Raw genomic sequence first — 26,591 nt, 5'->3', positions numbered from 1 at the left:
AGGTCAGATCCGCGTACACCTGGTGCAGCGGTAAGGGGAGATCCCCCACATTAAGGGCGGGCATTGTAGCGCTGCGGGGCGGGGAGGTAAAGTTATTGTGCCGGGGGGCGGCTACGCCCGACCCGGCCTGAATTGAGCCGCAGCAGACTACGCAATCCTGCAGGCATCCGCTTCCCACCGATACCCCACACCGTACACCGCGCGAATAAACGACTGGTCGGCATCGAGCGCTTCCAGCTTGCGGCGCAGGTTTTTGATATGGCTGTCGATGGTGCGGTCGGTGACCACGCGATAATCGTCATACAGGTGGTTCAGCAACTGTTCGCGAGAAAAGACTTTCCCCGGCTCGTGGGAGAGGGTTTTCAGCAGGCGGAACTCAGCGGGTGTGAGATCCAGAAGTTTGCTGCGCCAGCTTGCCTGGAAGCGGCTCTCGTCGACGATAAGCGGGCTTTCCGCGTCAAGCGCCTGCAGTTCACGCTGCGGTTTACAGCGGCGCAGGATGGTTTTCACGCGGGCGACCACTTCACGCGGGCTATACGGTTTGCAGATGTAATCGTCTGCGCCAATTTCCAGCCCCAGCAGGCGGTCGATCTCTTCGATTTTAGCGGTCACCATCACGACGGGCACGTCAGAGAAGCGACGAATTTCCCGGCACAGCGTCAGGCCGTCGGTGCCCGGCAACATTAAGTCCAGCAGGATCAGATCCGGCGGCGTCTGGCGCACATACGGCAGCACCTGATCGCCATGATTAATCAGCACAGGGGCGTAGCTTGCCGCGCGTAAATAGTCGATCAGTAACTGCCCAAGTTTAGGCTCGTCCTCCACGATCAGGATGCGTGGCGTGTTTTCGTCAATGGGTAACTCGGTCATGCTTCTCTCGATAAATCCCGTTCCAGCGGTATCTCTACTGTAATGCTAACCCCGCCAAAAGGCGAATGGGCGGCGCGGATCGTGCCGTTGTGCGCTTCGACGATGTTGACGCAAATCGCCAGCCCTAACCCGGAGCCACCACTGGCGCGGTTGCGCGAGCCCTCGGTGCGATAAAAACGTTCAAACAGTTTTTCCAGCTGCGCATCCTGTACACCGGGGGCGGAATCTGCAAAGGTCAGGATAAAACGGCCCTCTTCCTGCCTGCCTGAGATATGCAGCCCGCCGCCGCCGTCGGTATAGCGCAGGCTGTTTTCCAGCAGGTTATTAAAGAGCTGCATCAGACGGTCTCTGTCACCAAATACCACGGCGCGGTCCGGTAAGGAGAGGTCGATTTTCAGGTTACGGCTGGCAAAACGCTCGCGGAAGGCACCGCTGGCGACTTCCAGAATGTTAATGACATCCACCGGGGCTTTCTGGTAGGCCAGCGCCCCTTCGTCGGACATAGAGAGCTGGTGCAGATCGTCCACCAGTTTGGTAAGCGTGCCGACTTCGGCTTGCAAAGAGGCGACGGATTCCGGCGTAAACTGCCGCACACCGTCCTGAATCGCCTCCAGCTCACCGCGCAGCACCGCCAGCGGCGTGCGCAGCTCGTGGGAGATGTCGGCCATAAAGTCACGGCGCATCTGCTGGTTTTTTTCCAGCGTGCTGGCGAGCTGGTTGAAGTCCTGCGCCAGCTTCCCCAGTTCGTCCTGGCTGCGGGTATCCACGCGGGTGGAGAAATCCCCGGCGGCCAGCTTGTGTGTCCCTTCCACCAGGCGTTTGACCGGCGCAAGCAGGCCGCGCGCCAGCGGGAAGGTGGCGAGGGCTGCCAATAACGTGGAGAGCGCCACAATCAGCCAGCTGGTCTGGCGCTGCTGGCGGTCAAAGTTGATGTCGGTATTGCGCGTGAGGCGCTCAACCGGCGAGGCGATGACCCAGCCAACGGGGGCACCGTTCACGGTGATCGCGCGCTTCATGCCATCGTGCGGTACCGGCGCACGAGGGCCGACCAGCACCCGCATGTCCTGGTCGATCACCCAGAACTGGGTACGCCAGCCGTGAGGCGGCATACCGGGGCCGGGACGATCGTCATCGGTATCGTGCTCCAGCGATCGCAGGATCTGGAAAACAAAGCGATCGTTATTGCGCAAAAAACGCCAGTTCCCGTGGAGTGCGTACTGCTCGCCCAGCGCGTCGCTTAAGCCCTGTAACCGTTGTTCGTTGCCATGTTTGATGTAGTCAATAAAACCACGTTCGAAGCTGACCCGCACCGCCCAGTGCATGGTGATCAGCAGGACGATACAGGTGGCGAAAATCGCAACAAAAAGTTTGCCGGTAATGCCGGGACGCCAGAATTTCATGGTGCACTCCTTTTGCCGCGTCGGATAACGACGTTCTTGCTCGTATCGTCCGGTACTCTGGCGAAGATGAAAGCGGGCAGGGCGATAATCACCGCCATGCTGAGATAAGTGTATAAAAAGACCTGGTGCGCGACCGGCGTGTCGACGCTGAGATGATGCTGCCCGTACATGCCGAGCAGTAATCCGGCAACGGTGACGCCGACGCTCATTGAAAGCTGCATCACCATCGACAGCAGGCTGTTACCGCTGCTTGCCAGTTCATCCGGCAGGTCTTTCAGCGTCAGGGTGTTCATCGACGAGAAGCGCATGGAGTTGATGATGCCCTGGCAGAACAGCACCAGCGGCAGGACGTAATACCAGCCCATCAGCGCCACGGCCATAAACAGCAGACAGACCAGCGCCAGGCCCAGCGTGGCGGCGACCAGCACGTGGCGATAGCCAAAACGGTTCACCACCTGCACCACGATGCGCTTCATGCCCATACTGCCGAGCACCATCGGGATCATCATTAACCCCGCGTGGAACGGCGAGAAGCCCATGCCAATCTGTAAAAAGACCGGCGTCATAAACGGCAGCATGCCGCTACCGATGCGCCCGGCAAAGCTGCCGAACAGACCCAGTCGGTAGGTCGCATTTTTAAGCAGTGACAGGCTAAACAGCGCTTTATCGTTGCCTCTGGCATGCCACAAATACCAGAGAATGGCGGTGATTCCGAGGGCGACCAGTATCCCCAGCGTCAGGGACGAAATTCCCAGCCCTTTTTGCCCGTCGAGCGCCAGCGTCAGCGTCGCCATACCGGCCGCCAGCAGAATAAAACCAAAGAAATCAAAGCGCCGGGTCTGCATCTTGTAGTTAGGCATTAGCATCATGGTGGCGATGGCACCGACGATGCCGACGGGCAGATTGATTAAGAAGATCCAGTGCCAGGAGGCGTACTCCACCAGGATTCCACCCAGCGCAGGCCCAAGCAGTGGCCCCACCTGGCCGGGAAGGGTGACGAAGGTCATCGCCGCCATATATTGCTCGCGCGGGACGATTTTCATCACCGTGAGACGGCCGACAGGCACCATCATTGCGCCGCCGACCCCCTGCAATACGCGCGCCATCACCAGTTGATCGAGCGTATTGGCCTGCGCGCAAAACAGGGAGCCAACGGTAAACAGCACAATGGCGGTGAAGAAGATATTCCTCACGCCCACTTTGTCCGCCAGCCAGCCGCTGGCAGGGAGCATCACCGCGACCGTCAACACGTAGGAGACAATCACCATATGCATGTGCAGGGGGCTTTCCCCCAGGCTTTTCGCCATTGAGGGGAGGGCGGTATTGACGATGGTCGTATCCAGCGACTGCATAAAGAAGCCGAAAGCGACAATCCAAAGCTGCCAGCGAACGTTATTGGGTAGGTCGGTCATTTACTCGGTCACCGTGGTTCTGGTTTTACGCGAAAAACGCAGCCGCAGGCGGTCAAAGAACAGATAGACCACCGGCGTGGTGTACAGCGTCAGCAGCTGGCTCATCACCAGCCCGCCGACAATCGTGATCCCGAGAGGCTGGCGCAGTTCGGAACCGTCGCCCCCGGAAATCACCAGCGGCAGGGCACCGAACAGCGCCGCCAGGGTAGTCATCATAATCGGGCGGAAACGCAGCAGACAGGCCTGGAATATTGCCTCCTCCGGCGTCAGGTTGCCGTTACGCTGGGCGTCCAGCGCGAAGTCGACCATCATAATGGCGTTTTTCTTCACAATGCCTATTAATAGCATGATCCCAATCAGCGCGATTAGGCTGAATGGGGCACCGAAAAGCTCCAGTGCCAGCAGCGCCCCCACGCCTGCCGACGGTAAGGTCGAGAGGATCGTCAGCGGGTGAACGTAGCTTTCATACAGCACACCGAGCACGATATAGACCGTGGCTATCGCCGCCAGGATCAAAATCACCTGTGAGTTCATCGTCTCCTGAAACACCTGCGCCGTGCCAGCAAAGCTGCCCCGCACCGTGGACGGTACGCCGAGCTGCGTCATTGCGCGGGTGATCGCATCGCTGGCCTCTGAGAGCGACGAACCGGTTGGCAGGTTAAATGAAATGGTCGATGCAGCCGAAAGCCCCTGGTGATTCACCGAGAGCGGCGCATTTGACGGCTGCCAGCTGGCGAAGTACGAGAGCGGAATCGCCTTGCCGTCGTTGTTAATCACAAACATTTTGTCCAGCGCGCTGATGTCCTGGGTATAACGCGGATCAACTTCCATCACCACTTTGTACTGGTTCATCGGCTGGTAAATGGTGGAGATTTCGCGCTGACCAAACGCGTTATTCAGCAGGCTGTTGGCTGCGGCAACGTCAATACCCAGTCGCGACATAGTTTCGCGATCGTAGGTCAGCGCCATCTCCGCGCCGTTGTTTTGGCTGTCCGAGTTGACGTCGGCCAGCTCCGGCAGGGCAGCCAGTGCTTTACGGATCTTCGGCTCCCACTCGCGCAGGGCGGCCAAATCGTCAGAGAGCAGGGTGTATTGATAGCTGGCATTAGCCTGACGCCCACCGACGCGGATATCCTGAACGGCCATCAAAAACAGGTTCGCGCCCGGCTCTTTGGCGAGCTTGACGCGCAGGCGGTCAATCACCTGCTGCGCGGTTTCGTTACGCTCGTCGCGAGATTTCAGGGCAATAAACATCATCCCACTGTTAACGCGTGAGCCGCCGGTAAAGCCGGTGACGTTATCCACCGCCGGATCTTCACGAATGATCTTCATAAAGTCCTGCAGCTTGCCGCGCATTGCCTGGAACGAGATGCTCTGATCCGCCTGAATGCCGCCCATCAGTACCCCGGTATCCTGCTCCGGGAAGAAGGTTTTCGGGATGGTGATATACATCCAGACGTTAAGCCCGATGGTGGCGATCAGCACCAGCCCGACGATGCGCGTGTGGTTCAGTACCCATTTCAGCGATTTTCCGTAGCCCTCCTGCATTGCCATCAGAAGACGCCCAAAGCCTTTACGGCGCGGCTGTGAGTGCGGTTTGCTGCGTTTGAGCATCCAGCCGCACATCATTGGCGTCAGCGTGAGGGATATCAGGAGTGAAATGCCAATAGCGACGGAGAGCGTGACCGCAAACTCGCGCAGCAGTCTGCCCGGCAGGCCACCCATCAGCAACAGCGGCAGGAACACCGCCACCAGCGACAGGCTCATGGAGAGCACCGTAAAGCCCACTTCACGCGTCCCCTGAAGTGCCGCCTGCAGCGGCTTTATCCCCGCTTCAAGGTGGCGGGAGATATTCTCCAGCACCACAATGGCGTCATCCACCACAAAGCCGGTGGCGATGGTTAACGCCATTAGCGACAGGTTGTTGAGGCTAAAACCGCACAGGTACATGGCCGCAAAAGTGCCAATCAGCGACACCGGCACCGCCACGGCAGGGATCAGCGTTGCTCGTCCCGAACGCAGGAACAGGAACACCACCAGGATCACCAGTGCCACGGAGATGATCAGCGTTTGCTCCACCTCTTCGAGCGAGGCGCGAATGGTGGGGGAGCGATCCTGTGCAATCTGCAGATCAATCGCTGCCGGAATGGTCTCCTGCAGTTCCGGCAGACGTTCGCGGATGCTGTTTACCGTCTGGATGATGTTGGCTTCCGGCAGCTTGCGGATCATCAGCAAAATCGCCGGCTTCGCGTTGGTCATCCCGGCGTTACGCACGTCCTGCACCGAATCGGTGACGCTGGCCACGTCACTTAAGCGCACCGCCGCGCCGTTGTTATAGTGAATGATCAGCGGCTGATATTCGGCGGCGGTTTTCAGCTCATCGTTGGTCTGGATCTGCCAGCGATGGCTGCTGTTCTCAATCGCCCCCTGCGGCTTGCGCACGTTGGCGTTGCTGATAGCGGTACGCACGTCGTCCAGCGACACGCCCTGGTTGAACAGCGCCTGCGGGTTTAAGCCCACGCGCACGGCGGGCAGGGAGCTGCCGCCGACGTCCACGTCGCCCACGCCGTCGATCTGGGCGATGGTCTGCGCCAGTTGCGTGGAGGCAAAGTCATAAAGTTCGCCCTGAGAGTACGTATCTGAGGTGAGCGTCAGGATCATCACCGGCGCGTCTGACGGGTTGGCCTTGCGATAGGTCGGACGGCTCGGCATCCCGCTTGGCAGCAGACTTTGCGCGGCGTTGATTGCCGCCTGCACGTCACGCGCTGCGCCGTTGATATCGCGGTCGAAGCTGAACTCCAGAATGATGCGTGTACTGCCGAGCGAACTGCTGGAGGTCATCTCGTTGACGCCCGCAATTCGCCCGAGCGAGCGTTCCAGCGGCGTAGCGACCGACGATGCCATGGTTTCCGGCGATGCGCCCGGCAGCGAGGCGCTGATCATGATCACCGGGAAATCCACCTGCGGCAGCGGGGCCACCGGCAGCAGCCGAAAGCCCAGCACGCCGCACAGGGTGATGGCGACAGAGATTAAGATTGTCGCCACCGGGCGGTAAATGAAGAGGGCAAAAAACTTCACTTACGCCTCCTCTTCACGTTTCGGGAAGCGGCTTTTGGTCCACAACGCAAGACGGTCAAACAGCAGGTAGATGACCGGCGTGGTGAACAGCGTCAGCACCTGGCTGACCAGCAGGCCGCCGACCATGCCAATCCCCAGAGGGCGGCGCAGTTCAGCCCCCACACCAGTGCTCAGCATCAGCGGCAGTGCGCCTAGTAGCGCGGCCAGCGTGGTCATCAGGATCGGTCGAAAACGCAGCAGGCAGGCCTGGAAGATGGCATCACGCGGCGACATGCCCTGCTCGCGCTCGGCGGCAAGGGCAAAGTCGATCATCATGATGGCGTTTTTCTTCACGATCCCGATAAGCAGGATAATGCCGATAATGGCAATGACATCCAGCTCGCTGCCCGCCAGCATCAGCGCCAACAGCGCCCCCACACCTGCGGTCGGCAGGGTAGAGAGAATGGTGATTGGGTGGATAAAACTTTCGTACAGCACGCCGAGCACAATGTACATCGCCACCACTGCCGCCACGATCAGCCAGATGGTGTTACCCAGCGCGGCCTGGAATGCCAGGGTGCTGCCCTGGAACTGGGTCTGGATATCGGACGGGAAGCTCAGATCTTTTTCAGCAGAGAGAATGGCTTCCACCGCTTCGCCCAGCGAGTAATTATCCGGTACGTTGAACGAAATGGTGGTGGACGGGAACTGATCCAGATGGTTTATCGACAGCGGCGTATAACGCTCTTCCACATTAGCAATGGCGCTTAACGGCACGATACCACCGTCTTTGCTGGTCAGGCGTACCGAGTCCAGCGCGGCAAGCCCTGGCGTGTTGTCGGTGTTATGCTCCAGCACCACGCGATACTGGTTCGCCTGGGTGTAGATAGTGGAGATCAGCCGCTGGCCAAAGGCGTTATACAACGCGTTGTCGACGTCTGACATGGTAATACCCAGACGGCTGGCGGTGTCGCGGTTGACGTTCACATACGCTGCCAGGCCTTTATCCTGCCAGTCGCTACTCACATCGGAGACCTGCGGCAATGTGTTCAGCTTCGCCACCAGTTGTGGCACCCAGGTGCTGAGCGCCTCAAGGGTAGTGGCCTGCAGCGTGAACTGGTACTGGGTACGGCTCACCTGCGTATCAATGGTGAGATCCTGAATGGGCTGCAGATACAGCTCAATGCCCGGCACGCGCGCCACAGACTGTTGCAGACGTTCAATCACCGTGTTCACCCGATCGTCGCGGTCATCAAGCGGTTTGAGGTTGATCTGCAGACGTGCGCTGTTCAGCGACGGGTTAGTGCCATCGACACCCACGTAGGAGGTCAGGCTCTCCACAGCCGGATCTTTCATGATGATCTCAGATACCTGCTGCTGACGCTGGGCCATACTGGCAAATGAAACGGTTTGCGGTGCCTGCAGCGTACCCTGAATAATGCCGTTATCCTGAATCGGGAAGAAGCCTTTCGGAATGAAAATCCACAGCATCACGCTTAATGCCAGCGTCCCCAGCGCCACGCCAAGCGTCGCCCACGGGTGGTTCAGCACTTTCGCCAGCATGTGGCCGTAAGCTGCAATAACGCGTTCGAACATCCGTTCAGAAGCGCGAGAGAAGCGGTTTTGCTTGCGTAAAGACTCGTGGCTCAGCATGCGGGCGCACATCATTGGCGTCAGCGTCAGCGAGACAACCGCGGAGATCAGTATGGCGACGGCAAGCGTCACGGCAAATTCGCGGAACAGACGTCCGACAATATCGCCCATAAATAGCAGCGGGATCAGCACCGCGATCAGCGAGAAGGTCAGGGAGATGATGGTAAAGCCGATCTCTCCGGCCCCTTTCAGCGCGGCGGCTAAGGGCTTTTCACCTTTTTCGATATAGCGCGAGATGTTTTCTATCACGACGATGGCGTCGTCCACCACGAACCCGGTGGCGATGGTGAGCGCCATCAGCGTCAGGTTGTTGATCGAAAAATCCAGGAACACCATCACCGCGAAGGTGCCAACCAGAGAAAGCGGCACGGCGACGGCAGGAATGATGGTTGCCGGGACGTTACGCAGGAACAGGTAGATGATCATCACCACCAGCGCGATCGCCAGCATCAGCTCAAACTGGGTGTCGGTTACGGAGGCGCGAATATTGGTGGTGCGGTCGGAAAGCACCTTCACGCTGACCGATTTCGGCAGGCTGTCAATGAGTTGCGGGAGCATCGTGCGAATGCTGTCGGCGGTTTCGATGATGTTTGCGCCCGGCTGGCGCTGAACGTTCATTACGATCGCCTGCTGTTTGTTGGCCCACGCGCCCAGCCAGCTGTTTTCCGCACCTTGCTCAACGGTTGCTACATCGCCCAGACGGATCGGCGCGCCGTTCTGATAAGCCACAATCAGCTGACGGTATTCATCGGCAGACTGCATTTGATCGTTCGCGGAGAGCGTTACCGCGCGGGTCGGGCCGTCCAGCGAGCCTTTCGCCGAGTTGACGTTGGCGCTGCTGATAGCGGTGCGGATGGTTTCGCTGGTCAGGCCGAGCGCAGCAATGGCCTGGGCGTTAAGTTTTACGCGAACCGCCGGACGTTGCCCGCCCGCCAGCGTCACCAGGCCCACGCCGGTCACCTGGGAAATCTTCTGCGCCACGCGGGTTTCGACCATGTCTTCCACCTGCGTCATCGGCATGGCGGAGGAGGTGACGGCGAGCGTCATGATCGGCGGGTCCGCCGGGTTGACTTTGCTGTAGACCGGTGGGTTAGGCAGGTCAGACGGCAGCAGGTTAGTGGCGGCGTTGATTGCAGCCTGTACCTCCTGCTCGGCGACGTCCAGCGACAGCGTCAGCTGGAACTGCAGCGTCACAACCGATGCGCCGCCCGAACTTTGTGAGGACATCTGTTTAAGGCCGGACATCTGGCCAAACTGACGTTCCAGCGGGGCGGTAATGGCGGACGTCACCACATCCGGGCTGGCACCCGGATAGAGCGTAACCACCTGAATCGTTGGGTAGTCCACCTCCGGCAGTGCGGAGACGGGCAGGAAGCGATAGCCGATAATCCCGGCAAGCAGGATCGCCACCATCAACAGCGTCGTGGCGACAGGGCGCATAATAAACAGGCGTGATGGCCCACCTGTAGAGCCTGGTGGCATCACCTGCATCAGGCTTTTGCTCCCTGTTTCTCAGGCTGTACCACTTCGACTTTGGCACCTTCGGTCAGGCGGTCGATGCCGTCGGTCACCACGCGGTCGCCCACGGAAAGCCCGGCGCTGATCACCACCGTCTGGCTGTCCTGAATCCCGGTTTTCACCAGATGCTTACTGACTTTGTCGTCGCTGTTCAGCACCCAGACGAAGTTACCTTCGCTCCCCATCTGTAATGCTGCTGTCGGGATCACCACCGCGTTTTCTTCGGTCGCGACCAGCATCCGGGCATTCACAAACTGGTTCGGGAAGAGGGCGTCGTCCTGATTGTTAAACCGCGCTTTCAGCTTGATGGTGCCGGTAGTGGTGTCGATCTGGTTATCGAGGCTCAACAGGGAGCCTTCGCTGAGTTTCTGTTTGTTGGTGCGGTCCCAGGCTTCAACCACCAGCCCTTTTCCGGCTTTTTGCGCCTGTACTACCGTCGCAATTTCGCTTTCCGGCAGGGTAAAGACCAAATCAATCGGGTGGGTCTGGGTGATGACCACGATGCCCGTGGTATCGCCGCTGGAAATCTGGTTGCCAATATCGACCTGCTTCAGGCCGACGCGGCCGTCAATCGGCGCGGTAATACGGCTCCAGTCGAGCTGCAACTGCGCGCTGGCAACGGCGGCTTCATCGGCTTTGATGGTGCCCTGAGACTCGCTGACCAGCGACTGCTGGGTATCCAGTTCCTGGCGTGACACCAGGTTGGTTTTCACCAGTTGCTGATAGCGTGCTAAATCACGCTGCGCGTTGGCGAGCGTGGCTTTGTCTTTGGCGAGCTGACCCTGTGCCTGGGCGAGGGCAACCTTAAACTGGCTTGGGTCGATTTCCGCCAGCAGATCGCCCGCTTTAACCTGCTGGCCTTCCTGGAAGTGAAGCGCCATGAGCTGGCCGTCAACGCGGCTGCGCACCGTCACGGTATTAGCGGCGGTAATGGTGCCCAGACCAGAGAGATAACGCGGAACGGCTTTATTCACCGCCGTCGCCGCCTGAACCGGAGCCAGCGCACCGCCGCGCATTCCGTGACGTCCACCCCCGGTTGGGCGTTGTGACGGGCTGCTGGCACCTGCGGGTGCAGTGGAATTCGCGGATTGGCTGTGCCAGTACCAGGCGGCGGCAAGGACCACCACAATGATGCCAGCGGCGATTGCCCAGCGGGATTTGTTACTGCCTTTCATCGTTATACGTTCTCATCCTGAAACACTTCGGGGAATGATACTAGTTTAGTCAGGCAACACGGCAGAAAAATGGAGGAAATATGGAAGACTGTCTGGAATTGTCTGAGTGTAGCCGGGTGACGCTTCGCTTACCCGGCCTACTTTCGAGGGTTTTGTAGGCCGGGTAAGGCGAAGCCGCCACCCGGCACAGCGGCATTAGCCAAACATCACCTGCGCCCAGCGCGCCAGCCCGGCCGTTACGGAGCCAAAGTCATCGCCTCCGGCAATCGGAATGCCCGGCAACTGCTCTGCCAGCGCTTTCTTGATCAGCGGCGAACGGGCGCTACCGCCGGTCAGGTAAATGACATCCGGTTTGTCTTTGCCGTTCTGCAGTGCCAGCTGCACCTGCTCCAGAATGCGCTGCAGTGGCTGTGTCAGCGCCGTTTCCAGCCCTTCCTGAGAAATCGCCGTGGCGAGGTCATCGCTGATAAACGGCAACGACACCGCATGTTCAGGACGATCCGATAGCGCGATTTTGCTCTCTTCGGCAGTACGCACCACGCGGTAGCTGAGACGCTGACGCCACACTTTGTACAGCAGTGCGACTTTCTCGCCGTCACGGGCATCGCGCACCATGTCGTTAAGGAAGCGGCCGTTGGCGGTGCTGTAAAAATCACTCTGCGCCGGGACGTCGTTGATGGCGATAGCGTTCCACCACGGCAGAATCGGCAGAGCGATCCCTTTTTCGGTTTGCCCGCCCATGCCGAGCAGCGGCATCAGGCTCTTGAACGCCAGCGCGATATCCAGATCGTTACCGCCCACGCGGCAACCGCTGTGCCCCAGCAGGCTGTTTTCACGATCGCGACGTGGGTGCCATTGTGGGCCCATCAGCAGCAGCGAGCAGTCCGTGGTTCCCCCGCCGATATCCACGACCAGCACCCGTTTCTCTTCCGTCAGGGTGGCTTCAAAATCCAGCCCCGCCGCAACCGGCTCGTACTGGAACACGACGTCGCGGAAGCCTGCCCGGTGCGCGGCACGCTCAAGTATCCCCTGTGCCTGCTGGTTGGCGTCGTCACCACCCAGCCCCTGGAAGTTGATCGGGCGGCCAATTACCGCCTGCGTGATCGCCTCCGGCACCTGGCTCTGCGCCTGATTACGGATGTGCAGCATCATGGCACACACCAGATCTTCAAACAGCGCCACCTGTTGTGGCTTCAGGCCGCTGGCTCCCAGGAAGGATTTCGGTGATTTGACGAAGTAGACCTCTTCCGGATCTTCAATGTAGTGCCCGAGCGAAGCGAGGCCGAACTGCACGCTGGAAGGCGTGACGTCAATGTCTTCCTCGCGGTTAAAACTGACCGCCCGGCGTAGCAATGCCTGGGTTTCTGCTGCGGTGGCCGGGATTTGATGATGGCGAAAAAGCCATTCGCTTACCGCTTCGCGCGTTGGAGCGCAGAGCATTGACGGCAGCAGCGTGCTCTCGTTTTCCATTTTCAGGAGCTGCGGTTGCCCGTTTTGCATCACCGCAACCGAACAGTTTGCGGTGCCGTAGTCGAATCCAATAAACACATTACATCCCCATGCCGGTGAGAAGGGGCGAGACTTTAGCGAAATGTCCGCCTGGCGACAACTGGAATATGAAAGCAAGGCGAAACAAGGCCTTTCGGTTTATGCTGTGGAGAACACAGAAGGAGCAGCGATGTATACCCTGACCTGGCAACCCCCTTACGACTGGCAATGGATGTTTGGTTTTCTTGGCGCGCGTGCGGTAGCGGGGGTCGAGACCGTGACGGATGACTACTACGAGCGCAGTTTCGCCGTTGGCGGGCATCAGGGAATATGCCGCGTGACGCCGGATATCATCAACCGCACGCTGAATGTGACGCTCAGCCCAGGGTTACTTCCCGTCGCTGAAACATGCCTTGCCCGTCTCGAACGGCTGTTCGATCTCGCCTGCGATCCGCAACAAATTTCAGTCGCGCTGGGCGAACTGGGCGCGGCGCGGCCTGGCTTACGTTTGCCGGGGGCAATGGATACCTGGGAGCAGGGTGTGCGGGCTATACTCGGGCAACTGGTCAGTGTGGCGATGGCGGCGAAACTGACGTCGCGAGTCGTGGCGCTGTACGGTGAACCGGTGAAGGATTCTCCGGGCTATATGTGCTTCCCTGCACCGGAGGTGCTGGCTGTCGCCGATCCGCTGGCGTTAAAAGCACTCGGGATGCCGGTAAAACGTGCGGAGTCGATGATTTATCTGGCGCAGTCGGTGGTCGACGGGACATTTCCCCTTTCACCGCCTGCGGACATCGACGCGGGTATGAAAGCGCTACAGCAGCGTCCCGGAATAGGGCGCTGGACCGCCAGCTATCTGGCCCTGCGCGGCTGGCAGGCGAAAGATGTTTTCCTGCCGGATGACTACCTGATTAAACAACGCTTCAGCGGCATGACGCCCGCACAGATCCGTCGTTACGCCGAACGCTGGCAGCCGTGGCGCTCTTATGCGCTTTTACATATCTGGTACACCGAGGGCTGGTCACCCTCAGTTGATGGCGAAGTAGCTGGTGTTCAGCAGTAATTCCAGCGGCTGTGGTTCGGCGATGGTATCACCATAAATAAAATCGATGCCGATGCCGGAGAGCGTGTCCATCATAATGGGCTGATTGCCCGGTCCGGCGATGGTTTTCATCCCCAGGCGGCGAGCGTGCCCCTGAATGATGGTGACCATCATCTCATCCATCAGATTCCCGTGGACATTACTCACGATTTCCGCGTCCAGCATCAGATAATCGGCCATGTTGGCGCTGAGGTGGTTAAAGACGCTCATGTCGCGCCCTACCTGGCTCAATATTATCCGGCAGCCCGCGTGCCGGAGTTTTTGCAGGCTTTGCTGGACGTTTTCATCCGGGTTGCTCAGCACATCGACGGCGATCATCAGATGCAACAGACGCCCCGGTAATGGGCCTTTCTCCAGCAGATCCAGCAGTTCATCAACCAGCGTGACGCTGGCCAGACCGGCTTCAGAGAGCGGAAGCGCAACGCCCATGCCTTTCGCGGCGACCTGTGTTGCATAAGTGCGGAAAAACTCACTGAAAATACGTCTGTCGAGCGCATGCAGCAGTTCAGGCTCTGCCAGTCCGGCGCGGAAGGCGTGCTCCTCCTGAACTTCGCCCTGGCTGGTCCACAGGCGTAATGAGATCAGCCAGAAGTTGCTGCTCTCCGGGATGCGAGGGGACGCGACGCTGCGGGCTATCATCATCAGATGGTTGTCTTTAATCATGTGCCACTGCTCATCAAGCGACATCATGCTGCGCGTGCTGTGGACTCTTTCCTGCTGGGGTTCATAAACCGTCACCACGCCGCGACCGCTGTTTTTCGAGGCGTAACAGGCGATATCGGCCTGGGACATCACTTCTGCTGCCTGATAATTGGTGTCGTCAATCAGGGTGATACCCGCGCTGGCACCGATACGGTGCAGGCGACCCTCCCACATAAAGTGATAATCGTTGATGGCGTGGATCAGACGACCCGCAATGTAGCGCGCGCTTTCAATATTGCAGTCCGGCAGCAGCAGGCCAAACTCATCACCGCCGAGACGTGCCAGCACATCGCTGGAGCGCAGCATGGTGAGCATTAGCGAGGAGAGTTCACGGAGCAGGGCATCGCCTGCAGCATGGCCTGCGGTGTCGTTGACAGCCTTAAAGCGGTCGAGATCGATAAACACCAGCGCATGACGCTGACGCGTCTCCTGAACCGTCTGTAGCAGGCGTTTGAGATGGCTCTCGAAGCTCACGCGATTGGCCAGATGGGTGAGAGCATCATGCGACGCGCTGTAGCTCAGCTGGCGCAGCATCTTGCGTGACTCGGTGACGTCCTGAATCACCAGAACGGAACCGATATTTTGCCCGTCCAGCGTACTGAGCGGGGTGATGCTGTAATGGATGTCAAAGCACCCGCCGTTGCGGCAGTTGAGCACCACATCCTGTTCGATATCAGCGCGGGACATATCACCGCTGTGGATATTTTCCATCAGCGGGCCTTTCTCACCAAAGGTAATGTGCAGCACTTTCAGGATGGGCTGCCCCATTGCCTCGATTTGCGTCCAGCCGCTCATTTTCTCGGCCACCGGGTTCATAAAGGTGACGTTCATGTCGATATCGGTACAGAGTACCGCTTCACCGATGGAGTCGAGGGTAATGTGCAGACGCTCTTTTTCCTGGAACAGAGCCTCGTTAAGCTGCTTAACCTCGGTCATGTCCATATTAATGCCGAGCAGACGTTCGACCTCGCCCTGTTTATTCAGCACCCGATTCGCAAGCGAGCGGATATGGCGAACGCCCTCCTTCACGCGGATGCGAAATTCGAGCTTAAACGGCAGCCTCGCCATCAATGAATCCCGGAGCACCTGTTCGGCATGTGCCCGGTCTTCCGGTATTATCGCCTCGTGCCAGAGCTGCCACGTGGGTTTAATGTGCGGCGGGATCTCATACAGCTCAAACATCCGCTTATCCCAGCTGATAATGTCAGGCACCAGATCCCACTCCCAGATGCCGATCCCACCCGCTTCGTTGGCGAGTGTAATGCGCTCCATCAAACGCTTGTTAACCCATTCGGTGTGCTTCAGGTCGTTAATGTCTTCAATCTGAGCAATAAAATAGAGGGGAGTGCCGTCGGCATGGCGCACAACGGAGACGGCGAGCAGCGCCCAGACCACTTCCCCGTTGCGGGTGTAGTAGCGCTTCTCAAGGCTGTAAGTGTTGATATCCCCGTTGACCAGTTGTTCAAGCTGTTCCAGATCGGTGTTCAAATCTTCCGGCCAGGTCAGCTGCTGGAAGGTGAGGGACTGTAGCTCTGCCTGGCTATAACCGAGGAAGTTACACAGGGCCTTGTTAGCCTGCAGCCACTGGCCATCAATGCCGACCAGCGCCATACCAATCGCGGAATATTCCATCGCGTTACGAAAACGCTCTTCGCTCTCGGTGATATGTTTGCGTTCTGCGCGGAAGGCATACATCACCATCGTCATAATATTGGCGGGCAGCAGCATCATCAGGAATGGCAGCCACGGAGCATTAAACGTCACAAGAAGGTTTTGCGGCGTCACGGTTATAGGATTGCGCGCCATCATCAGTGACACCATCATCACCGTGACCAGAAACACCAGGAAGGCTTCCATCCGGGGCAGACGCACCGCGCTCCACATCAGCAGGACAATAACGCAGGTAAAGGGCCACGGCAGCCAGGTTATCGCCGCCCAGCACAGCACCAGCGTCACGGCCATGGTGACGAGGGTTTCCAGCAGCAGTTTTGGGTTGCGATGGCGCAGCAGGTAATGTGGTTTAAACAGCAGGCCTAACGGCACCAGCGCCAGCGCACCGATGGTTTCCGACAACACCCAGACAAGGAAATTACGCAGTGGGTCCGCGCTTGGAACCAGTAAATGAACCAGTACGCCGCCCACCAGCGGCGGTATCAGGGCGCTGCCTGCTGCCAGGCGAATCCAGTCGTTGAGGTTTTGCAGCGGGTTATACCAGGGCAGCAATTTGCGTAGCAATAACGCACCAATACAAGCCTCAATAACGTTTATCGAGGTATAGGTGAGGTTGATGGACTCCCAGGAAAAGAGCATCCAGGAAGCAAAAATATTGCCGAATGAACAGGCCAGTGCAATGCCGGGCCACATTTTCCCCGCATGACGGTAAAACGCCACCATCATGATCGATGTGGGGAACCATAACGGTGCCAGCAGCGTGCCAAAGCGGGTTAATTCCAGCGAGAAAAGGGTAAAAATGAAGGTGATCAGCCCCAGGCAGACAAGTCGCAATAAAGGATGGGGGGTAGTAACCAAAACCCGCTGGTATTGTTTATTCATTACCGCATTATCCAGGGACGCCATGCCGTCAGGAGCCAGGTCCGGGCGCGTGAAATTAAGAATTTGGTTTATGCTAGTACAAACAATTTACAATTCATATGCCGACTGCTCAGAATTTGACATCATAGACTTATTAAATAGTTACTCTGCAAAAAAATCCTGTTAAACGCTGAAAAAGTGGTCGTTTAAATTTCGCTAAGGGAGCAAAAGCCACTTTTCAGGGCGTCTCGCATAACCTGCGCATTCGACTGGTATCATGCCCGCGAAATCCCTATAATTGCCGCGTTTGACGCTCCGGCGTCGTCCTTCCTTAACATCCAGGTTAATCAGGTCGCTAAATTTATGACTGATAAGTCTCATCAGTGCGTCATTATAGGCATCGCCGGCGCATCGGCTTCAGGTAAAAGTCTTATTGCCAGTACGCTTTATCGCGAACTGCGTGAACAAGTTGGTGATGAGCACATCGGCGTTATTCCCGAAGACAGCTATTACAAAGACCAATCCCATCTTTCGATGGAAGAGCGCGTAAAAACCAACTACGACCACCCAAATGCAATGGATCACAGCCTGCTGTTCCAGCATTTAGAAGCCCTTAAGAGCGGCCAGGCGATTGAATTGCCGGTCTACAGTTATGTAGAACATACCCGCACTCAGGAAACCGTGCGCATTGAGCCGAAGAAGGTCATTATCCTTGAAGGCATTCTGCTGCTGACCGACGCGCGACTGCGCGAATCAATGAACTTCTCGATTTTCGTCGATACGCCACTGGATATCTGCCTGATGCGCCGCATCAAGCGCGACGTTAACGAGCGTGGTCGTTCTATGGACTCGGTGATGGCGCAATACCAGAAAACGGTTCGCCCGATGTTCCTGCAATTTATCGAGCCTTCCAAGCAATACGCCGATATTATCGTGCCGCGCGGCGGTAAAAACCGTATCGCCATTGATATCTTAAAAGCGAAAATCAGTCAGTTTTTTGAATAAGCTGCGCGAATTGTGTACCGTTCAGAGATAACCTGGTTTTGCCCTGAGCCTGTAAAGCTGCAGGGCACGATGCACGAAAGGAGAAAGTGCCATGCGTCTTTGTGACCGCGATATAGAAGCCTGGCTGGATGAAGGCCGCCTGTCTATCACCCCGCGACCGCCCGTGGAGCGCATTAACGGCGTTACCGTTGATGTGCGTCTGGGCAATAAATTCCGCACGTTCAGCGGCCACACGGCACCGTTTATTGACCTTAGCGGGCCAAAAGATGAAGTGAGTGCTGCGCTGGATCGCGTCATGAGTGACGAAATTGTTCTCGACGATGGCGAAGCCTTTTATCTTCATCCCGGTGAGCTGGCGCTGGCTGTCACCTTTGAGTCTGTGACGCTGCCTGCGGATCTGGTTGGCTGGCTTGATGGCCGCTCCTCACTGGCGCGTCTGGGCCTGATGGTGCACGTCACCGCGCACCGCATCGATCCAGGTTGGTCGGGTCGCATTGTGCTGGAGTTCTTCAATGCCGGTAAGCTGCCGCTGGCACTGCGTCCGGGCATGATGATTGGTGCGCTGAGCTTTGAACCCCTGACGGGGCCAGCGGATCGGCCTTATAACCGCCGCCAGGACGCAAAATATCGCGACCAGCAGGGTGCGGTCGCCAGTCGTATTGATAAAGACTGATTGTTAGTCCACTGAGGATGCCATGAGAAGAGTTCTGACAACGCTGATGATTTTGCTGGTGGTGCTGGTTGCTGGCCTTTCGGCGTTGGTGCTACTGGTTAACCCGAATGACTTTCGCGCGTATATGGTGCGGCAGGTTGAAGCACGCAGTGGTTATGAACTTAAGCTGGACGGGCCGCTGCGCTGGCATGTCTGGCCTCAACTTAGCATTCTTTCTGGCCGCATGTCGTTAACTGCACCAGGAGCATCCCAGCCGCTGGTGTCGGCGGACAACATGCGTCTGGATGTGGCGCTGATCCCGCTCCTCTCGCACCAGCTGCAGGTTGATCAGGTGATGCTGAAAGGGGCGGTGATCCAGCTTACGCCGCAAACGGAAGCTGTCCGTCAGGCGGACGCTCCGGTCGCCCCGCGCGAAAATACCTTGCCTGATGTGCCTTCTGATACCGGCTGGTCGTTTGATATCGGTAACCTGAAAGTCGCTGACAGCGTGCTGGTCTTCCAGCATGAGGACGACGAGCAGATCACCGTGCGCAACATCAACCTGAAGATGGAGCAGGATGCGAACCATATTGGCACGATGGAATTCTCCGGGCGGGTCAACCGCGATCAGCGCGATCTGACGTTATCGCTGAATGCCAATGTGAACGCCTCAGACTATCCGCATCAACTGACGGCGGATATCCAGCAGCTCAACTGGCAGTTGTCGGGGGCCGATCTTCCGACAAAAGGCATCGTGGGCCAGGGGACGCTGCAGGCTGTGTGGCGCGAAGAGCAAAAACAGCTGGCGCTGAATAATCTCAACCTGCAGGCCAATGACAGCAGTCTGAAAGGACAGGCGAGCGTCTCCCTCGAAGAAAAGCCGAAATGGGTCTTTGATCTGCAGTTCGATAAGCTGAACCTGGAGAACCTGCTCCCGCCTCAACCGGTCAGTGCCGCTGACAGCGATGTTGCCCAGACCGGGCAAAGCCAGATGGCGCAGTCGCGTCCGGTTATCTCGTCTAACCTTGAACAACCTGACTACAACGGGCTGCGCGGGTTTACGGCTGACATTCTGCTGAAAGCCAACAGCGTTCGCTGGCGTGGCATTGATTTTACCGATGTCAGCAGCCAGATGTTCAACCACAATGGTCTGCTGGTTATCTCTGAACTGAGCGGCAAGATGGGGGCAGGGCATCTGTCTCTGCCGGGGACGCTGGATGTCCGTAAAGATATTTCCAGCGCTGAGTTCCAGCCGCGTCTTGAAAACGTTGAGATTGGTACGATCCTCAAAGCCTTTAATTACCCGATTGCACTGACGGGGCAACTGACGCTGGCAGGGGACTTCTCCGGCATGAAGATTGATGCCGATGCGTTCCGTCATAACTGGCAGGGTCAGGCACATGTCGAGCTGAAAGATACCCGCATGGAGGGGCTTAACTTCCAGCAACTGGTGCAGCAGGCTGTTGAACGCAGCAGCAATGTGAAGGCCAGTGAGAATTACGACAGCGCAACCCGTCTTGATAGCTTTACCAGCCAGCTGACGCTGGAGAAAGGGCAACTTTCTCTGGATGATATGCAGGGAACCTCATCCCTGCTGGCATTAACCGGTACGGGAACGCTTGATCTCATCAAAGAGACGGCAGATACCCGCTTTAATGTCCGCGTGCTCGGCGGCTGGAAAGGTGAGGGTGAGCTGGTGGACTTCCTGAAAGAGACACCCATTCCGCTGAACGTCTATGGAAAATGGCAGGCGCTGAATTACAGTCTGCAGGTAGACCAGATCCTGCGTAAGCATCTGCAGGATGAAGCAAAACGTCGGCTGAACAACTGGGCGGATCGCAACAAAGACTCCCAGACCGGAAAAGACGTGAAGAAGCTGTTAGACAAGCTGTGAGCGTGTGGGATGCGGCCTGATACCCTCTCCTGTGGGAGAGGGTGCAAACACTAAAAACGGCAACGGGGTTGCCGTTTTGTTTTTACCTACACTTCAAAATCCATTTCATCCTCGGTGCGTAGCGGTATCAGTTGCACCTTCTGTACGCGATGACTCTCAACCTGTAACGTTTTAATCATATATTCCCCCACCTGAACTTCTTCGCCGGGTTCCGGAATGCGTTGCAGATACTCCATCAACAAACCGGCAATCGTGTGATACTCGCGTTTATCATCCAGGGGTAGCGGCACGTACTGCACCAGATCCTCAAGCGGCATATGACCATTCGCCGTCCAGGTGCCGTCAGCGTTCTTTTGAATGTCGTGGCGGGCATCAATCTCGTCCACTTCATTCGGCAGGTTACCGGCGATGGTTTCCATCACGTCGCTCAGCGTCACCAGCCCTTCAACGGAACCAAACTCATCCACCACAAAAGCGAAGTGCGTGCGCGCGTTGCGGAACTGCTCCAGCGCGGAGAGTAACGGCAGCGCCTCCGGGAACACCAGTGGCTGGCGCACCAGCGCGCGCAAATTAAGCGGCTCGCCGTGGAGTTGCTGTTGCAGCAGGTCGATCACGTGTACCACGCCCAGCAGTTCTTCCTCCTCTTCACCACCGGTTACGACGACGCGGGTGTGCTGGTTTTTATCCAGCAGGGTTCGAATTTGCGCCTCCGGCGCGGTCAGATCGATATGTTCGATGTCGTGTCGGGAGGTCATGATGCTGCTCACCGAGCGCTGGTTCAGATTGAGCACGCGCTCAATCATCCGCCGCTCCTGCGGGTTAAAGAGCGGGTTGTCACTCTGGTCGGCAAGCATCGCAGAGGATTCGGCGTCCAGCTCGGCATCCTCTTTTTGTCCGCTTAGCAGACGCATTACCGTGTCGGCGGTGCGCTGACGAAGGGTCTGATTCGCGGAGAGGAAGCGGCGGCGGTTGAAAATCGCCAGTTGATTGAGCGCTTCAATCATCACCGAGAAGCCAATCGCGGCATACAGATAGCCTTTTGGAATGTGGAAGCCAAAACCATCTGCCACCAGGCTAAAGCCGATCATCAGCAGGAAGCTCAGACACAGGATAACGATGGTCGGGTGGCTGTTTACAAAGCGTGTCAGTGCCTTGCTCGCCATAACCATCAACGTGATGGCGATGATCACTGCGGCCATCATAACGGCCAGATGGTCCACCATCCCGACAGCGGTGATGACCGAGTCCAGCGAAAAGACGGCATCCAGCACCACGATTTGCGCCACAACCGGCCAGAACTTCGCGCCCCGGCGCTGGGTAGGGTTTTCGCTGTCTTTCCCTTCAAGCCGCTCGTTCAGTTCGACCGTTGCTTTGAAGAGCAGGAACAACCCGCCAAAAAGCATAATCAGGTCGCGGGCGCTAAAGCTGAGGCCATGAACGGCGAACAGCGGTTTGGTGAGGGTGACCAGCCAGGAGATTGAGGCCAGCAGCAGCAAACGCATCACCATCGCCAGTAATAAGCCCGTGACGCGCGCGCGGTCGCGCTGTGAAGGGGGCAGCTTTTCGGCGAGGATGGCGATAAAGACCAGATTATCGATACCGAGCACTAATTCGATGACGACCAGCGTGACCAGTCCGGCCCAGATTGATGGATCGGCAATCCATTCCATAGTAATAGCAATACCTTCTGTTATATGACTAATGTCACACTTCGATCATGGATAAAGCTGGCGGAAATTGCAATGCCGGGGTGAGATTTCTCTTAATAGATCCTGAAAAAAAGAGAGCATACTTTTGACGGTGTAAATAAGGTTAAGAGAAGGATTTAAATATTAATGGCAATATTTAGGATATATCGCAGTAAGTGGTTTTAATACCCATTTTGTCAATATAAAGAAAATCCTAAAACTTTAAAAATTTGCTCTTAATATTATTCTTAAAAACCGCGGTTCGGATGGTTGTCTCCTTGCCTGCTATTAGGTTAGCTGCAACAATTCTTCCAGCATCAAATGTTAAATATCCTTGTTGCTATTTTTGTCTCGGTCTTTAGTGACGGTAATTCATTATCAGTCAGGTATAAGAACTGGCTGATATATTTTCCAGAAGACCTTATCCAAGAGGGTGTATATCCATAACACATTGTTTAGTCAGTGGATTGGTAACTGAAAGCCAAGGGCGGTAGCGTGCCTGAAAGCGTGTGAATCAGCCTCGATTATTCTGTCAATAGCCAATGGATGAATAAGCCTTTTTTTAGGACTGATGCCAGTTATATTTCTATTTGGTTAACTGCATCCTGAATGCTAAAACGACCCGCGCTTATTTAATTGCACAGGATAATTACTCTGCCAAAGTGATAAATAATCAATGATGAAATCCAAAATGAAATTGATGCCATTATTGGTGTCTGTGACCTTGATGAGTGGTTGCACGGTCTTTCCCGGCAGCAATATGTCAACAATGGGCAAGGATGTGATCAAACAACAGGATGCTGATTTCGATCTCGACAAAATGGTGAATGTGTATCCATTGACGCCGCGTCTGGTCGAACAATTACGCCCGCGTCCGAATGTTGCCCAGCCGAATATGTCGCTGGACCAGGAAATTGCCTCTTACCAGTACCGTGTGGGGCCTGGAGACGTTATCAACGTCACCGTCTGGGATCACCCTGAACTGACCACACCTGCGGGCCAGTACCGTAGCTCAAGCGACACCGGTAACTGGGTGCAGTCTGACGGAACCATGTTCTATCCGTACATTGGCAAAGTGCATGTTGCAGGCAAAACGCTTGCCGAGATCCGTAGTGATATTACCGGCCGCTTAGCGCAGTACATCGCTGACCCGCAGGTGGACGTTAATATCGCCGCATTCCGCTCACAGAAAGCCTATATCTCCGGCCAGGTGAACAAATCTGGTCAGCAGGCCATCACCAACGTACCGCTGACTGTTCTGGATGCCATCAACGCCGCCGGCGGTTTAACCGATGGTGCCGACTGGCGCAACGTCGTTCTGACCCACGAAGGCAGAGAGCAACGAATCTCGCTGCAGGCGCTGATGCAAAACGGCGATCTGACCCAGAACCGTCTGCTCTATCCGGGCGACATCCTGTATGTACCGCGCAACGACGATCTGAAAGTGTTCGTGATGGGTGAAGTGAAGAAACAGAGCACCCTCAAGATGGACTTCAGCGGCATGACGCTGACCGAAGCGCTGGGTAACGCGGAAGGCATCGATCTGACCTCCTCGAACGCCAGCGGTATCTTCGTGATCCGTCCGCTGAAAGGCGAAGGCGCGAAAGGCAAGATTGCCAACATCTACCAGCTGGATATGTCCGATGCGACGTCGCTGGTCATGGCAACGGAGTTCCGTCTCCAGCCATACGATGTGGTCTATGTTACTACCGCGCCGGTTGCCCGCTGGAACCGTCTGATCAACCAGTTGCTGCCAACCATCAGTGGCGTTCGCTACATGACGGATACGGCGCGCGACATTCATACCTGGTAATCCGCGATGTTTAACAAAATTCTGGTGGTATGCGTGGGGAACATTTGCCGTTCCCCGACGGCTGAACGGCTGCTGAAAAATTATCAGCCTGCGTTAACGGTTGACTCCGCAGGGCTTGGCGCGCTGGTGGGCAAAGGTGCCGACGAGCGCGCGTCAAGCGTTGCAATGGAGCACAACATCTCCCTTGACGGGCACACGGCCCGTCAGGTCTCCGGCCGGATGTGCCGGGAATATGATCTGATCCTCGCGATGGAAAAACGCCACATTCACGCACTGTGCGATATCGCGCCGGAGATGCGCGGCAAGGTGATGCTGTTTGGTCACTGGGACAATGAACGCGAAATCCCCGATCCGTATCGCAAGAGCCGTGAGGCATTTGAGGCGGTTTACACCTTACTTGACCAGTCTGCCCGTCAGTGGGCGCAGGCACTGAAAGCTCAGCAGGGATAACAATGACAGAAAAAACAAGACCTTCTGCCGCCCCGACTTCGGGCAGTGATGAAATCGATATTGGTCGCCTGGTGGGCACCGTTGTAGAGGCGAAATGGTGGGTGCTGGGCATCACTGCCGTCTTTGCACTGGCGGCCGTGGTGTACACGCTCTTTGCAACGCCAATCTACAGCGCCGATGCGCTGGTGCAGATTGAGCAGAACACCGGTAATTCACTGGTGCAGGATATCGGTTCGGCGTTGGCGAATAAGCCGCCCGCATCGGAAGCGGAAATTCAGCTGATCCAGTCTCGCCTGGTGCTGGGTAAAACCGTTCACGATCTGGGGCTTGATATCGCCGTCACCAAAAATACCTTCCCGATATTTGGTGCAGGCTGGGATCGCCTGATGGGGCGCAGCAACGATACCGTTAAGGTGACAGACTTTGTGCTGCCGAAAGGCGGGGCTGAGCAGACCTTCACCCTGACCGTTCTTGGCCCGAAACAGTATCAGCTGACCAGCGACGCAGGTTTTAGTGCGCGCGGTGAGGTGGGGCAGATGCTGACGAAAGACGGTGTCAGCATGATGGTCAGCGCGATCCATGCCCAGGAAGGCGGTGAGTTTACGGTCACCAAATTCTCCACCCTGGGGATGATCAACAACCTGCAAAACAACCTGACCGTTACCGAAAATGGCAAGGACACCGGTGTCCTGAGCATGACTTTTACCGGTGAAGATAAGGACAAAATTCGCGACATTCTCAACAGTATCACCCGCAACTACCTTGAGCAGAACGTTGAGCGTAAGTCGGCGGAAGCGGCGAAAAGCCTGGCCTTCCTCGCCAGACAACTGCCGGAAGTGCGCTCGCGTCTGGATACCGCCGAGAACAAGCTGAATGCCTATCGTCAGGATAAAGATTCCGTCGACCTGCCGCTGGAGGCGAAATCGGTTCTCGACTCGATGGTCAACATTGACGCGCAACTGAACGAACTGACCTTTAAAGAAGCGGAGATCTCCAAGCTCTACACCAAACGCCACCCGGCCTACCGCACGCTGCTGGAAAAACGCCAGACGCTGGAGGAAGAGAAGGCGAGGCTGAACAACCGTGTGACCGCCATGCCGAAGACGCAGCAGGAAATTGTGCGCCTGACCCGCGATGTGGAATCTGGTCAGCAGGTTTATATGCAACTGCTGAACAAACAGCAGGAGCTGAAAATCACCGAAGCCAGCACCGTGGGCGATGTGCGTATCGTTGACCCGGCGATCACCCAGCCTGGCGTGCTGAAGCCGAAGAAAGCGCTGATTATTCTTGGCAGCATTATCCTCGGTCTGATGCTCTCCATCGTGGGTGTGCTGCTGCGCTCCCTGTTCAACCGCGGTATCGAAAGCCCGCAGGTACTGGAAGAGAACGGTATCAGCGTCTACGCCAGCATTCCGCTGTCGGAGTGGCAGAAATCGCGTGACAGCGTCAAAACGGTTAAAGGCGTTAAGCGTTACAAACAGAGCCAGCTGCTGGCCGTCGGCAACCCGACAGACCTCGCTATTGAAGCGGTGCGTAGCCTGCGCACCAGCCTTCACTTCGCCATGATGCAGGCCAAAAATAACGTCCTGATGATGACCGGTGTCAGCCCGTCAATTGGTAAGACCTTTGTCTGCGCCAACCTTGCGGCGGTCGTGAGCCAGACCAATAAACGCGTGCTGCTGATCGACTGTGATATGCGTAAGGGTTACACCCACGAGCTGCTGGGCACCAACAACGTCAATGGTCTCTCGGAAATCCTGCTTGGCAAAGGGGAGATCAGCGAAAGCGCGAAACCGACGTCGATCCCGAAATTTGACCTGATCCCACGCGGTCAGGTGCCGCCGAACCCGTCGGAACTGCTGATGAGCGAACGTTTCACCCAGTTGATTGAGTGGGCGAGTAAGCATTACGACCTGGTGCTGATCGATACGCCACCTATCCTGGCCGTCACTGACGCCGCCGTGGTAGGTCGCCACGCGGGCACTACCCTGATGGTGGCGCGCTACGCGGTGAACACGCTGAAGGAAGTGGAAACCAGCCTGAGCCGCTTTGAGCAAAACGGGATCGAGGTGAAAGGGGTCATTCTGAACTCTATCTTCCGTCGTGCGACCGGCTATCAGGATTACGGCTATTACGAGTACGAATATAAGTCTGACAGTCAATAATCGTGAGCTTTGGGG

The 26,591-nt window shown here is 56.9% G+C and carries 16 protein-coding genes; 7 read left to right on the top strand and 9 right to left on the bottom strand.

All coding sequences use genetic code 11. The features are described 5' to 3' along the window. Positions 1–147: 147 nt before the first annotated feature. The 7 genes from baeR to yegD all read right to left on the bottom strand — a co-directional run bounded on the left by baeR (position 148) and on the right by yegD (position 12,633). Positions 148–870, bottom strand: a complete 723-nt coding sequence (baeR, locus tag EoCCA6_RS04010; protein ID WP_152081578.1) for an envelope stress response regulator BaeR — start codon at positions 868–870, stop codon at positions 148–150. Next, entirely contained in the window at positions 867–2,270 is a 1,404-nt protein-coding gene (baeS, locus tag EoCCA6_RS04005; RefSeq protein ID WP_152081577.1) for an envelope stress sensor histidine kinase BaeS, read from the bottom strand. The genes baeR and baeS overlap by 4 nt, the downstream gene beginning before the upstream one ends. After that, positions 2,267–3,682, bottom strand: coding sequence for an MFS transporter (mdtD, locus tag EoCCA6_RS04000; protein WP_152081576.1), 1,416 nt, complete (start codon positions 3,680–3,682; stop codon positions 2,267–2,269). The genes baeS and mdtD overlap by 4 nt, the downstream gene beginning before the upstream one ends. Then, the gene (gene mdtC, locus EoCCA6_RS03995; RefSeq protein WP_152081575.1) at positions 3,683–6,760 is read right to left on the bottom strand and encodes a multidrug efflux RND transporter permease subunit MdtC; all 3,078 of its coding nucleotides are present in this window, start codon (positions 6,758–6,760) and stop codon (positions 3,683–3,685) included. It abuts the gene before it with no gap. After that, positions 6,761–9,883, bottom strand: a complete 3,123-nt coding sequence (locus EoCCA6_RS03990) for an MdtB/MuxB family multidrug efflux RND transporter permease subunit (RefSeq protein ID WP_152081574.1) — start codon at positions 9,881–9,883, stop codon at positions 6,761–6,763. It lies immediately after the preceding gene. Next, positions 9,883–11,085: an MdtA/MuxA family multidrug efflux RND transporter periplasmic adaptor subunit gene (locus EoCCA6_RS03985; protein WP_152081573.1), complete on the bottom strand. Its 1,203-nt coding sequence runs from the start codon at positions 11,083–11,085 to the stop codon at positions 9,883–9,885. The genes EoCCA6_RS03990 and EoCCA6_RS03985 overlap by 1 nt, the downstream gene beginning before the upstream one ends. 195 nt (positions 11,086–11,280) lie before the next feature. Beyond that, positions 11,281–12,633, bottom strand: a complete 1,353-nt coding sequence (yegD, locus tag EoCCA6_RS03980) for a molecular chaperone (protein WP_152081572.1) — start codon at positions 12,631–12,633, stop codon at positions 11,281–11,283. 130 nt (positions 12,634–12,763) lie between these two features. Between yegD and alkA the strand changes: the two genes are divergently transcribed. Then, positions 12,764–13,636 carry a DNA-3-methyladenine glycosylase 2 gene (gene alkA, locus EoCCA6_RS03975; protein ID WP_152081571.1) on the top strand — a complete coding sequence of 291 codons (873 nt, stop codon included), beginning with the start codon at positions 12,764–12,766 and terminating at the stop codon, positions 13,634–13,636. Here the strand turns inward: alkA and EoCCA6_RS03970 are convergent. Beyond that, positions 13,601–16,930, bottom strand: a complete 3,330-nt coding sequence (locus EoCCA6_RS03970; protein WP_152081570.1) for a diguanylate cyclase — start codon at positions 16,928–16,930, stop codon at positions 13,601–13,603. The genes alkA and EoCCA6_RS03970 overlap by 36 nt on opposite strands. 342 nt (positions 16,931–17,272) lie before the next feature. On the opposite strand from EoCCA6_RS03970, the gene udk reads away from it, so the two are divergent. From udk to asmA, 3 genes are all read left to right on the top strand, one after another. Continuing rightward, positions 17,273–17,914 carry a uridine kinase gene (udk, locus tag EoCCA6_RS03965; protein ID WP_152081569.1) on the top strand — a complete coding sequence of 214 codons (642 nt, stop codon included), beginning with the start codon at positions 17,273–17,275 and terminating at the stop codon, positions 17,912–17,914. 91 nt (positions 17,915–18,005) lie between these two features. Continuing rightward, positions 18,006–18,587, top strand: coding sequence for a dCTP deaminase (gene dcd, locus EoCCA6_RS03960; protein ID WP_152081568.1), 582 nt, complete (start codon positions 18,006–18,008; stop codon positions 18,585–18,587). Positions 18,588–18,609: 22 nt separating this feature from the next. Then, complete coding sequence (gene asmA, locus EoCCA6_RS03955; RefSeq protein WP_152081567.1) at positions 18,610–20,460, top strand: outer membrane assembly protein AsmA; 1,851 nt, start codon at positions 18,610–18,612, stop codon at positions 20,458–20,460. Between the two features lie 86 nt (positions 20,461–20,546). Here asmA and EoCCA6_RS03950 read toward each other — a convergent pair whose 3' ends face one another. Continuing rightward, positions 20,547–22,130 carry a TerC family protein gene (locus tag EoCCA6_RS03950; RefSeq protein WP_152081566.1) on the bottom strand — a complete coding sequence of 528 codons (1,584 nt, stop codon included), beginning with the start codon at positions 22,128–22,130 and terminating at the stop codon, positions 20,547–20,549. A gap of 694 nt (positions 22,131–22,824) precedes the next feature. Between EoCCA6_RS03950 and EoCCA6_RS03945 the strand changes: the two genes are divergently transcribed. Genes EoCCA6_RS03945 through wzc form a run of 3 tightly spaced genes read left to right on the top strand, consistent with a single transcriptional unit; the run spans position 22,825 to position 26,576 of the window. Beyond that, positions 22,825–23,961, top strand: a complete 1,137-nt coding sequence (locus EoCCA6_RS03945; RefSeq protein ID WP_152081565.1) for a polysaccharide export protein — start codon at positions 22,825–22,827, stop codon at positions 23,959–23,961. A 6-nt stretch (positions 23,962–23,967) separates the two neighbouring features. Continuing rightward, entirely contained in the window at positions 23,968–24,411 is a 444-nt protein-coding gene (gene wzb / locus EoCCA6_RS03940) for a low molecular weight protein-tyrosine-phosphatase Wzb (RefSeq protein WP_152081564.1), read from the top strand. Positions 24,412–24,413: 2 nt separating this feature from the next. Beyond that, complete coding sequence (gene wzc, locus EoCCA6_RS03935; protein ID WP_152081563.1) at positions 24,414–26,576, top strand: tyrosine-protein kinase Wzc; 2,163 nt, start codon at positions 24,414–24,416, stop codon at positions 26,574–26,576. Positions 26,577–26,591 lie beyond the last annotated feature (15 nt).

The sequence above is a fragment of the Enterobacter oligotrophicus genome, from assembly GCF_009176645.1.
Lineage (GTDB): Bacteria > Pseudomonadota > Gammaproteobacteria > Enterobacterales > Enterobacteriaceae > Enterobacter > Enterobacter oligotrophicus.
Note: the sequence above shows the minus strand (reverse complement) of the source record. Positions and strands in the feature narration are given on the sequence as shown.